We start from the raw sequence: 11,918 nt of genomic DNA, 5'->3' as shown, positions 1-11,918 counted from the left end.
CTTTTAATTTTTTCTAACACTTCCAGAATATAATCCATAAACTGTAAGTGTTTTACTTACTGAAGAACCATCAGTTCAAGCATGTCCAGAAACTGGAGTTAAATTAACTTGAAATGAATAGACAAAATTTTTGTTTCTTAAAGTAATATTTTGACTAGTTGTACTATCTATAATTTGAGCTGAATTATCTACAAAAGTAATAACTTCATAGTTATATCCTTCACTTAGATCACCTAATCCAACTAAAGTAACTGTACTTTGAAAATGTAAATCATTAAATTTATCTTTGTTTTTATTTTCATCAAACCAAGTTTTTAGTTTAGAATTTAAATCTTCTTTTGTTGTAATTGATTTGTTATAAACTTGATAAGCAAAAGATTTAGAGGCTTCATATGTTTGACCTGTGAAGTCTTTGAATACAATATCACTGTTTGGAAATTTAACATCTTTTATTAAACCATTATCCTCTATTTCTGGACTGGGGTTAGCTTCTCCATTATTTTCATTATTATTTCCATTTTGATTAGGTTCATTATTTGAATTAGGATTATTTGGAACTTCATTAGTTGAAGAGTTAATTTGAGATTGTGAAATTGGAACAGTTATTGCTGTTGCTAAAGCAGCAGAACTAGTCGCAATACCTATTCCTGCTAATAATATTTTCTTAACTATCATTTTTTGTCCTTTGTTGTTTCTTTGCCTTATTCTAACATGTTGAATAAAAGATTCAAGTATTATAGAAAATATTAGAAATTAAAAATTTAATTTTTGTTAAATTTTTAATCCAAAAAATAATAAAAAGATATTTCTATTCAAAAAAATATAAATAAAGAGATATGATTCTTTTAAAAAACTTAAAGGCTTTATCTCGTTTTCAGTAAAAAAACATTTCCTATTATGGAAATGTTTTTTATTTATAAATATTTCTTATTATTTCATTAAGAACTAAAAGGTGCAAAAATTGTAATAACTTTGCCTTCTCTATCACCATCTGTTCAACCATGCCCAGAAGCTGGTGTTAGAGTTACTTGAAAAGAATAAACTTTGTTATATTTACTTGAACTGTTGCTGCTGCCACTCAAGTTCTCAGTAAAGAGTTTTGCTGAGTTATCTACATATTCAATAGGTTCATAGTTATATCCTAAAATGCTATCATGCAATCATGTGATATTTTTTGAATCTAAGAAATACAAATAATTAAAATTAGGATTCCTTTTATTTTGTTCAAACCAATCTTTTAATTTATTATTTAATTCACTATCTGTGGCTATTATTTTGTTATAAACTTGATATGAAAAGTAATCAGAATGGTTATTGTTTGTTTTTTCAAGATTTTTAAACATAACATCACCAGAAGGTAATTTAACATCCTTTATCAAATTACTGTTATCAATATCAGGATTTGGATTTATATTTTCTCCATTATTTCCATTATTATCTGTATCTGGAACTTGTGGATTGTTGTTATTATCTCCATTTTGACTGTTATTTTCATTTTGATCATTTGGTTGATTATTACCATTTGGATCAGTTGGAACTTCAGCACTTGAAGAATTTAATTGAGATTGAGAGATAGGGATAGCTATCGCACTAGCTAAAGCAGTAGAACCTACTACAACACCCCCCCTATTAATAATAATTTTTTAAGTAACATTTTTTTGTCCTCTACTTTTTTTGTTTGCCTTATTCTAACATAAGAAATAAGTAAAGTCTGTGGATTTTACAAGACTTTGTCCCTAAAAAAGACTAATCAATTATTTGTGATTTTGTCCCTCTTGGAGTTTAATCTAGTGAGGTGTTTTTTTATGAAAGAAATAATAAAAAACAATTTAACAAAATTTGAGAATAGTAGGTTCTGAATTTTAGAAGAAATGGGCTCTTTGAATAAAAAAGGAAAGTTAAATCCAAAAACTTTAAGTAATAAAACAGGATATTCAATCAAACAGTCTAGAAGGTTTATAAAAAGTTTTAAAGATAATACTTTTTTGATTAGCCATAAAAACAAAAATAAGGAAAATGTTAACAAAATAAAAGATGAAGTAAAAAGAGCAATTATAGAGAAATATATTGAAGTAACTACTCCATGCAAAGAAATGAGTGATGGTCATTATGAAATGACTCATTTAGATTTTTATTTAGATGAAATAAAAGACAAGTTTAATGTTAAATACGGATTTGTAAATAAACTTCTAAATGAAAATTTTTTACTCACTTCATATTCAAAAAGGATCACAAGAAAAACTATGAAGAAAAAACTTAAAGAAGGCAATTTAGCAGAGTTAAAAATCCAGGAAAAAATTTTGGAATTTCTAAGAAAATATAAACCAACGTACACAGAATATTTAAAAACTAAAAATCCCCCTTATGTAAAACACAACTATGATTTTGGTCACATAGTTGAAGTAGATGCTTGCGTTAGTGTTTGAATAGGAATTAAAAAATATTACATATACCATGCCATTGATGCTGGGACTGGTAAGTTCCTAGGTTTTTGAATGGACGATGAGGAAACAAATTTTGGGTATTGTAAACTGCTTAAACAGGTCCTAGAAAAGTATGGGGCTCCAAATATTATAAAAACAGATAGAAGAAAAACATTTTGATCTGAAAATTCAGTTACCAATTTAACTTATTGTTTAAATAAACTAGAAATACAAGTTAAGTCAGAAAGCCAACCAACTTTTAAAGCTAATGTTGAAAGATCATTTAAAAATGCACAACAAATTTATTACAAATTATTTTTAAAACATGGTTTGAATACTAAAGAAAAAATACAAAAGAACTATCAGTTAATTGTTGATGCTTACAATCAAAGATATAAAAAGTCTGAAAAAGGAAAAAGAAACCAATTCATAAAATTAAGTAAAAATGATTTAAAAGACTTGTTCTATACAACTAAGATTTGCAAAGTTCTAAAAGGTTTTTATTTTTTCCATAATGGGAAGGCTATGGGTTTGTTCACCAAAGAAGATAAAAGAGTTAATATGAAAAATCAAATCTTATTAAGAACCAACATGTTAACGGGTGAAAAATTTGTACTTGATAAAAATACAAAATATTTTGCCAGAGAAATAAATGATGATTTATTAAACGAATATATAAATGAGATTCAGGATAATGAGTTTTTAAAATTAGAAAAAATTAAAAGAAAAAGTATAGCTGCTTCTAAAGCTATTTATCAAAAAAATGAAAACACAAGAATAGCTTTAGAAAGATGAAGCAACAGTTTAAAAGAAAGGGAGGAAAAAATTAAAATTAGAGAAATTGAACTTTCTTTAAATATTTAATTGAGCAATAAAAAGCAAAAACTAAAAATATCAAAAAGCAACTAAATTATATTTTTCTCATTGATATAATTTAGTTGCTCCAAGTTCTATTTAATAGGGACAAAGTCACATAAAATTAACATTGTTTGCCTTATTCTAACATAAGAAATAAGTAAAGTCATTAATTCATTGTAAATGAAAATATTTTTTCACAAAAGGAAATAAATGCATAATAAAATCTATTAGATTATTTAATTAATTTTTAAATTTAACTAAATAAAATATTTAGGTGTTTCATTTTAATTTAAAAGACAAGTTTTTATATTAATAGCTTTAGTTTTACTTAAATGATTATGAATAGAGAATTTATTTTTAAATATAATTTATTTTTCAAATGATAATAATCAGCAAATATTTTTTAAATAAAAAATATACATAATAATATCATGATGATAAAAATAAGTTCATTCTTGGGTTTTAAGAAAACTTTAATATGTTAATAGAATATTTGTTTCAGAAGTAAAAATATAATAGAAATACTTTTTATTGAATAAATATTTAAAACCAAAAACCCTCTATTTATTAGAATAGAGGGTTCCCCGATTGAAATGTGAAGTGCAACATGCAAAGTATAATTTGTATAGCACCTAACATTTCAATTTTTTATTTATTGGGATAAAAAAAGGTGCCCCCATATAAACGCACAAAGGAACACCAATTATGTTTTACACTACAATTACTCTAAATGATACTAACAAATACAGACATTTGTCTTATGGTGAAAGAGAAATAATAGGACATATGTATTTTGTTCAAAAGAAAAATATTAACCAAATAGCAACAGAATTAAAAAGACATAGATCCACAATTTTAAGAGAGATCAGAAGAAACAATAATGTTGAAGGATATAGTGCTGAAAAGGCACAGAAAAAATATATAGAAAGAAGAAACCATAAAAACTTTTTTCTATGACAAAAATACAAAACTTTCTCAGAATTATTTGCAGAAAAATACAATTGCAAATGACATGGTGTGGAATTAACTAGACACTATATAAAAGAAAATTATCCATGTGTTTTAGTTCCTTCCACTAAACAAATTTATAACTGAATACAAACAAATAAATGAATTAAAAAAAGATCAGACAAACTAAGAACTGCTTATATAAAAGGTAGAAAAAGAAAAAAAGGAATGTTTTCTAAATTTGATGAAAAGTATGTATTTCCCATATGGATGAGACCAAAACACATACTTAACAGAAAAGAGTTTGGTCATTGGGAACTAGACTTAGTCATAGGAAAAAGACAATCTGGTTATAGTAATTTATTGGTAATGGTAGAAAGAAAAACTAGAAATTCATTTATTACTAAAGTTGAGAACAAAAATCCTTTCACTATTAACTCAGCAATAAAAAGTTTAGTTAATAAAAACAACTTACATGTAAAGACAATAACAATAGATAATGGAATAGAATTCTCAAAAATAGGAATTGCAGCTTATTGAATAAAATGTAAAGTTTATTATTGTGAACCTTATGCTTCATATCAAAGGGGTTCAAATGAAAATGTTAATGGATTGATTAGAAGAGTGTATAAAAAAGGTACAGATTTTTCTTTGTTAAGTGATGCAGAAATAAACAATCTCCAAAACAAAATTAATAGAATGCCTAGAAAAATGTTTAACTATATGAGTAGTGATCAGTACTACAAAAAATGTATGAATTCTTTAAACTGATAAAATAAAAAAATTCTGCTCCCTTTTTTGAGGTAACAGAATTTCTTATGCTAACATTAATGTTGCACTTCATGTTTCAATTAAGGAACCCTCTATTTATTAGAATAGAGGGTTTTTCTATTTATGATTATTTAAATACTTATTAGGATTTATTAATTAAACATCATTTATGAAACAGAATAAATACCATAAACTGTTATTTTTTTGCTTCCTGAAGTTCCATCAATTCAAGAATGACCAAAATTTGGTGTTAAATCTATTTCAAAAGAATAAACTTTATTGAATGTCTGTGGATTTTTGTTTTCATCATTTAAAATTTCAGTATTAATTTTAGCTGAACCACTTATAAACGATGCTATTTTATAATTATAGCCATATTCAGGTACATGAAACCCCAATAAATTTGATTGCACAAAATAAGTATCATTAAAATTTTCATTATTTTTATTTTGATTAAATCATGATTCTAAATGATTGTTTAATTCTTCATTTGAATTAATGGATTTATTGAAAACTTTATCTCCAATTGTTTCGAAATTAATATCTAAACTTGTGCTTTTAAAATCTCTAAAAAAAACCTCAACTTCAGGGAGTTTGACATCCTTAATCAGGTTATTATCAACTTCTGGATTTACATTTTCCCCACTATTTCCATTATTATCATTGTCTGGAACTTGTGGATTATTGTTATTATCTCCATTTTGATTGTTATTTCCACCTTGATCATTTGGTTGATTATTCCCATTTGGATCAGTTGGAACCTCAGTACTTGAAGAATTTAATTGAGATTGAGAGATAGGGATAGCTATTGCACTAGCTAAAGCAGTAGAACCTACTACAACACCCCCCCCTATTAATAATAATTTTTTAAGTAACATTTTTTTGTCCTCTACTTTTTTGTTTGCCTTATTCTAACATAAGAAATAAGTAAAGTCATTATCACCAATATAATTGTTAAAAATTTTAAATAAATAATTTAAACTAAAACTTTTAATTTCTAAAAAAGAAAATATAGACAATTATAGAGCAACATAAATAATTATTTTTACTTTAGTTTAATTTAAAAACCCCATCATTAAATGTGGGGCTTTTAAATTAAGTTTTCTATACTATATTCTTATTTTTTACCAAATATTAAAATTAGTAAACCCCATAAGCTACTATAGTTTTACTTGCAGAAGTTCCATCAGTTCAAGCATGACCTCATTTTGGAGTTAGAGTTATTTTAAATGAATAAACTTTGTTGAATCCAACTTTTCTACCATCTGTATTATTTAAATTTGCAGTTATAATTTCTGCTGAATTATCAACATAAGAAACAGGTTGAAAATCATTTTCTGTTGAACCCCCCAATCCTCAAAGAGTTTTAGAATCAAGAAAATAGTATGGATTAAAATTATCTTTATTTTGATTTTCTTCAAATCATTGTTTCAATTTACCATTTAAATCTTGATTTGAATTAATGGTTTTATTAAATACTTGGTATCCAAAAGAACTAGATATTTGATCTTTGTCATAAAAATTCTTGAAAACAATTTCACCTTCAGGAAGTTTTATATCCTTAATTAAATTATTGTTTTCATTAGCATCTGGATTTGGATTTACATTTTCTCCACTATTACCATTGTCATCTGTATCTGGAACTTGTGGATTATTGTTATTTTCTCCATTTTGGTTGTTATTTCCATCTTGATCATTTGGTTGATTATTACCATTTGGATCAGTTGGAACTTCAGCACTTGAAGAGTTTAATTGAGATTGAGAGATAGGGATAGCTATCGCACTAGCTAAAGCAGTAGAACCTACTACAACACCCCCCCCCTATTAATAATAATTTTTTAAGTAACATTTTTTTTGTCCTCTACTTTTTTGTTTGCCTTATTCTAACATAAGAAATGAGTAAAGTCATTAACTGAGGTAAGTTATAAAACTTTTTGCTAGTCGAATAATAGAGTACTTAATTACTGAAATAAAAAAACAAAATTTTATATAAACATAATGTGTTTATGCAACTAGATTTTAATAAATAATAAATAATTAGTCACAATTACTAAAGTACTTTACAATCACTTGTAAGGAACAACTAAAGTATTGACTATTAATTCAAAATCATTTGAATCATTATTAGATTTATCATCAATAAAAATTCCTAATTTAGATAAACAGAATACTACTAATATCAGTGTTTTAAAAAAGAATATAGTTAACCATGTTAATCAATATTTAAGTAATAAATCTTCTAAAGAAGTTACTGAATATGACTGATATATTCAAAATGAAGAAGAAGTACTACAAAGATTGATAGATAACATTGATAAAGGGAATAATAATGAAACTTTAACCATAATTGCAGATAATAGTTCTACATTATTATCTAACTCTACAAGTCTTTTAGTTAGTAACTCTAGAATCAATCCATTTGATTTACAAAATATATCAATACCAAAACTAGGTATAAGTTCAATTAAAAAAGATGAAATATATGAATTAATTCATCAATGAATTAAAAAATATATGGATGAAAACTATTCTCAATATATTTTAGATGTAGATTATTCTATAAGTATTTCTAATGAAGATATTGAAAAATTAATTAATGGTTATTTTTCTAATATTTCTTTAGAAATTAAAAATATTATTATTGCTAAATCTGATAAAGTTCAAAATGGTTCTAACTTAACCATTGCAAACATTAATAATGGATCAATAAATACTGATACAAGTACTAATAATGATTCAAGTAATACTGATACCAATAATTCATTAGATCAAAATAACAATACAACAACAAATAAAGGTTATTTTTCAAATGTTGGTAATGTTGCATGAGTTGCTAGTGTTTTAACAGTAGGAGTTCTTGTAGCTACTGTTGTTTCAATATTTGTATCTAGAAGATTAATATCAACATATGGAAGCATTTCTAATGCTATTCATCATTTAAAGAATAAGAAGAAAAATAAACAAAACAAAGAATAAATTTAAAGAAAGGATAAAGAGAATTAAACTTTTAAGTTTAATAAGTGTTTACATCTCTAATCTATGTGCTATTATATAGATGTATACGTAGGGTATATATACATTTAATTGTATGCAATTAAATGTATGTAATTTAATTTATAGATATTGAAACTCAAAATGGGGAGCATTTTGAGTGGAATGATAAATTAAATAGAACTCCGCATAAAAAGAGATGTGTGCATCTCTTTCCTTAATTGAAACATGAAGTGCAACATTAATGTTAGCATAAGAAATTCTGTTACCTCAAAAAAGGGAGCAGAATTTTTTTATTTTATCAGTTTAAAGAATTCATACATTTTTTGTAGTACTGATCACTACTCATATAGTTAAACATTTTTCTAGGCATTCTATTAATTTTGTTTTGGAGATTGTTTATTTCTGCATCACTTAACAAAGAAAAATCTGTACCTTTTTTATACACTCTTCTAATCAATCCATTAACATTTTCATTTGAACCCCTTTGATATGAAGCATAAGGTTCACAATAATAAACTTTACATTTTATTCAATAAGCTGCAATTCCTATTTTTGAGAATTCTATTCCATTATCTATTGTTATTGTCTTTACATGTAAGTTGTTTTTATTAACTAAACTTTTTATTGCTGAGTTAATAGTGAAAGGATTTTTGTTCTCAACTTTAGTAATAAATGAATTTCTAGTTTTTCTTTCTACCATTACCAATAAATTACTATAACCAGATTGTCTTTTTCCTATGACTAAGTCTAGTTCCCAATGACCAAACTCTTTTCTGTTAAGTATGTGTTTTGGTCTCATCCATATGGGAAATACATACTTTTCATCAAATTTAGAAAACATTCCTTTTTTTCTTTTTCTACCTTTTATATAAGCAGTTCTTAGTTTGTCTGATCTTTTTTTAATTCATTTATTTGTTTGTATTCAGTTATAAATTTGTTTAGTGGAAGGAACTAAAACACATGGATAATTTTCTTTTATATAGTGTCTAGTTAATTCCACACCATGTCATTTGCAATTGTATTTTTCTGCAAATAATTCTGAGAAAGTTTTGTATTTTTGTCATAGAAAAAAGTTTTTATGGTTTCTTCTTTCTATATATTTTTTCTGTGCCTTTTCAGCACTATATCCTTCAACATTATTGTTTCTTCTGATCTCTCTTAAAATTGTGGATCTATGTCTTTTTAATTCTGTTGCTATTTGGTTAATATTTTTCTTTTGAACAAAATACATATGTCCTATTATTTCTCTTTCACCATAAGACAAATGTCTGTATTTGTTAGTATCATTTAGAGTAATTGTAGTGTAAAACATAATTGGTGTTCCTTTGTGCGTTTATATGGGGGCACTTTTTTTTATCCCAATAAATAAAAAATTGAAATGTTAGGTGCTATACAAATTATACTTTGCATGTTGCACTTCACATTTCAATCGGGGAAAGAGATGTGTGCATCTCTTTTTTTATATGCCCAACAATGAAAAAATTACTTTTAAAATAAAGAAAAATAAGCATTTTAAAGGCTTGTGCCCAAATGTATTTGGTTTAATAATATGAAAAAGAATTAAAGGTGAAGAAAAGAACAAATCTTTCAGACCAACAGCTAATATAATTGTAATAAAAAATTATGTCTATTATTTCAAATTAGAAGGTTTAAGGGATTCTAAAGGTAAAATTAAGAAGTTTGACAAAAAAACTAATATAGTTGTTAAAAAAATAAGTTTGGAGAATTGCCTAGAAAAGATTCTTTAATAAATTTAAGAATCTTGTATCAGATAAATAAAAAAATGATGGACTATAAAATACTAGATCAAAATAGTCATGAGTATGTTAATACAACTAATTTTTCAAAAAATTTCAAATTAATGGTTCTTAAAAAATTTCAAAAGAATATACTTTTAAAAAATAAATTGAATTTAGTAAAAATTTATGATTCCTTTAAAAAACTTACAAAAAAAGAAATAAATTATTTAGGGAAAAAGCATTCAAGAATAGGTAAGACAGTTATTTTAGACATTGAATATGCTAAAAAAGAGATTAAATACTTATCAGACACATTGTCTTTTGATAATAATTGTTCTTTTATTTTTAAAAAATTTACTAATTTTAACTCATGAGAATATAAAAAATCTATGGAAAAAATATCGGAAATAAGAAAAACTGTAAACAATCAAATAAATTCCCTAAACTATAAGATAAAAAATGATAAAATCAATTGCATTGATGACTTTTCATGAAAAAATAAATTAAAAAATGTAAATAAAAATAATAATCATCCAAACTTCTCTAAAAAACTTAATAAGTGCAAAAATAAATCTAATGATAAATCAATAGATCATAAGAAAAGTAAAAATAGCTTAAAAGGTTAATAATTAATAATTTGCTAAATATTAAATAAAAAGACTCTCTTTTTAAAGGAGAGTCTTTTTACGTTACAACACACATCTTATAAATAAGTATGTCGTCTTGGGTAACTATATTATAGCACTAATTATTTAATTTTATATATAAACTACTTACTGATCCAAAAAAAGCATTTGCTTCATTGAAATAACCAAACATTTTTCTTAATTCTTGTGTTTTTTCTTGCTCATCAATATAATTTTGGTATCTTATTTGAAATTCTAATAAACTTTTAATATTTCTAACATTTTTATTGTTATATGTGTTCAAACTATCATTTAACTGCTTTAGAATAGCTTTCTTTTCATCAGAATATTCATTAGGATTGTCATCACTATATATTTTTTCATTTTTTCAAATTTGTTTTAATCCCAATACATAACTTAAACTGAAATCATAGTATTGCAAATAAGCTGCACAAAATATTCTATAAGCACCTGCTAGATCACTATTTTCATAACCATCTTTATTTGCTGCATCTTCTACTTTGTCATATAAATTAATGATTACTCCAAATTCATCAAGTAATTGAACATTATTAAGTTCATTGTAGAAATAATTTAATATTTTTGGTGAATTAGCAAATAATTCACCAGTAGAAAGGGTTGTCATTACTGTTTTATAGTTGGTTGTGCATTTATAATAATTTTCTTGTGATGGATCAGTAGTAGTTGTATTGTTACCATCAGTGCTATTGTTGTCATTATTTCCACTGCTTCCATTGTTAGATGAAAAACTATTATATAAAGAACAACTTGCTGTAGAAATTGGGACAACCACTGCAGTTAAAGATAAAGGGATTAAATATTTAATAGCTTTTTTGATTTTCATCTTTTGAATTGTCCTTCCATTTATTAGAAAATTTAATTGTTATGAATATTGATAACCATTATATTAATAAGTCAAACTTAGACTATCTAGATTTTAGCAAAAAAGCAGAATCCTTAATTAAAAAACCTAATTATTTTGAAAATAGTGTTGAAGATGAAAGAATTTTAAATTTAAGAAAATGTGAAGAAATAGCTAATCAATTAAAAGAATTAGATGAATCTTTATTTCTAAATAGAAAGGAATTAACTAAAAAATACAATACTAAGGTATATGTATGAAATAAAGAATCAAGAATTATCATTACTCCTTTTGGTGAAGTTAAGTTTCAAAGAAGGTCATATTTTTATATAGATCAATACAATAAAAAGATTTGATTTTATTTATTAGATGACTACATAAATTTAGAAAAATATAAAAGATTTGATACTAACTATAAAAATAGAATTTTTAACAAAATTAAAAATGATAAAGTTTACTCTTTAGAGCAATTATCTAAAGTTAACTATAGAAATTGTTGTAAGGCAACTGTTCATAATTTCTTAAAAGGGAAAGTATTAAATGAAGAATTTGATAACCAAGAAAAGTTAGTTTTAGATCCTAGTAAAAATTTATATGTCAACATAGATGATACATATGTTTACTTTAAAAACAAAGATTAAAAACACTTAAAACAAAAACACTCTCTCATTTTGTT

13 protein-coding genes are annotated in these 11,918 nt (G+C 24.8%); 7 read left to right on the top strand and 6 right to left on the bottom strand.

Going from position 1 to position 11,918, the window contains the following annotated elements; translation table 4 throughout:
* Nucleotides 1-3 precede the first annotated feature (3 nt).
* A complete protein-coding gene (locus MYPE_RS02825; RefSeq protein WP_011077365.1) occupies nucleotides 4-675 on the bottom strand; it encodes a hypothetical protein in 672 nt (223 codons plus the stop codon).
* A gap of 263 nt (nucleotides 676-938) precedes the next feature.
* Nucleotides 939-1,343 (bottom strand): hypothetical protein, encoded by a 405-nt coding sequence (locus MYPE_RS05790; RefSeq protein ID WP_044891266.1) that lies wholly within the window; start codon nucleotides 1,341-1,343, stop codon nucleotides 939-941.
* Between MYPE_RS05790 and MYPE_RS05785 the strand changes: the two genes are divergently transcribed.
* The 3 genes from MYPE_RS05785 to MYPE_RS02810 all read left to right on the top strand — a co-directional run bounded on the left by MYPE_RS05785 (nucleotide 1,315) and on the right by MYPE_RS02810 (nucleotide 5,003).
* Nucleotides 1,315-1,647 carry a hypothetical protein gene (locus tag MYPE_RS05785; protein WP_229502215.1) on the top strand — a complete coding sequence of 111 codons (333 nt, stop codon included), beginning with the start codon at nucleotides 1,315-1,317 and terminating at the stop codon, nucleotides 1,645-1,647. The genes MYPE_RS05790 and MYPE_RS05785 overlap by 29 nt on opposite strands.
* A gap of 158 nt (nucleotides 1,648-1,805) precedes the next feature.
* A complete protein-coding gene (locus MYPE_RS02815) occupies nucleotides 1,806-3,287 on the top strand; it encodes a transposase (protein WP_044891265.1) in 1,482 nt (493 codons plus the stop codon).
* Nucleotides 3,288-3,986: 699 nt separating this feature from the next.
* Entirely contained in the window at nucleotides 3,987-5,003 is a 1,017-nt protein-coding gene (locus MYPE_RS02810; protein WP_011077358.1) for an IS30 family transposase, read from the top strand.
* A 164-nt stretch (nucleotides 5,004-5,167) separates the two neighbouring features.
* On the opposite strand, the gene MYPE_RS02805 is transcribed toward MYPE_RS02810, so the two are convergent.
* Both MYPE_RS02805 and MYPE_RS05780 read right to left on the bottom strand, forming a co-directional pair.
* Nucleotides 5,168-5,878: a hypothetical protein gene (locus MYPE_RS02805; RefSeq protein WP_011077362.1), complete on the bottom strand. Its 711-nt coding sequence runs from the start codon at nucleotides 5,876-5,878 to the stop codon at nucleotides 5,168-5,170.
* Between the two features lie 262 nt (nucleotides 5,879-6,140).
* Complete coding sequence (locus MYPE_RS05780) at nucleotides 6,141-6,434, bottom strand: hypothetical protein (RefSeq protein ID WP_011077361.1); 294 nt, start codon at nucleotides 6,432-6,434, stop codon at nucleotides 6,141-6,143.
* Nucleotides 6,435-6,525: 91 nt separating this feature from the next.
* On the opposite strand from MYPE_RS05780, the gene MYPE_RS05775 reads away from it, so the two are divergent.
* The gene (locus MYPE_RS05775) at nucleotides 6,526-6,828 is read left to right on the top strand and encodes a hypothetical protein (RefSeq protein ID WP_011077360.1); all 303 of its coding nucleotides are present in this window, start codon (nucleotides 6,526-6,528) and stop codon (nucleotides 6,826-6,828) included.
* Nucleotides 6,829-7,091: 263 nt separating this feature from the next.
* A complete protein-coding gene (locus tag MYPE_RS02790) occupies nucleotides 7,092-7,976 on the top strand; it encodes a DUF1493 family protein (protein ID WP_011077359.1) in 885 nt (294 codons plus the stop codon).
* Between the two features lie 313 nt (nucleotides 7,977-8,289).
* Here the strand turns inward: MYPE_RS02790 and MYPE_RS02785 are convergent, their stop codons facing one another.
* Nucleotides 8,290-9,306: an IS30 family transposase gene (locus tag MYPE_RS02785; RefSeq protein ID WP_011077358.1), complete on the bottom strand. Its 1,017-nt coding sequence runs from the start codon at nucleotides 9,304-9,306 to the stop codon at nucleotides 8,290-8,292.
* A gap of 474 nt (nucleotides 9,307-9,780) precedes the next feature.
* Here MYPE_RS02785 and MYPE_RS02775 point away from each other — a divergent pair, with 474 nt between their 5' ends.
* Complete coding sequence (locus tag MYPE_RS02775) at nucleotides 9,781-10,359, top strand: hypothetical protein (protein ID WP_152023094.1); 579 nt, start codon at nucleotides 9,781-9,783, stop codon at nucleotides 10,357-10,359.
* Nucleotides 10,360-10,477: 118 nt separating this feature from the next.
* Here the strand turns inward: MYPE_RS02775 and MYPE_RS02770 are convergent, their stop codons facing one another.
* Complete coding sequence (locus tag MYPE_RS02770; protein WP_044891263.1) at nucleotides 10,478-11,224, bottom strand: hypothetical protein; 747 nt, start codon at nucleotides 11,222-11,224, stop codon at nucleotides 10,478-10,480.
* A 41-nt stretch (nucleotides 11,225-11,265) separates the two neighbouring features.
* Here MYPE_RS02770 and MYPE_RS02765 point away from each other — a divergent pair, with 41 nt between their 5' ends.
* Complete coding sequence (locus tag MYPE_RS02765) at nucleotides 11,266-11,883, top strand: UPF0236 family transposase-like protein (protein ID WP_011077355.1); 618 nt, start codon at nucleotides 11,266-11,268, stop codon at nucleotides 11,881-11,883.
* Nucleotides 11,884-11,918: the final 35 nt, after the last annotated feature.

It is taken from the genome of Malacoplasma penetrans HF-2, assembly GCF_000011225.1.
Lineage (GTDB): Bacteria > Bacillota_I > Bacilli_A > Mycoplasmatales > Mycoplasmoidaceae > Malacoplasma > Malacoplasma penetrans.
This window is presented reverse-complemented; position numbering and strand designations above follow the sequence as displayed.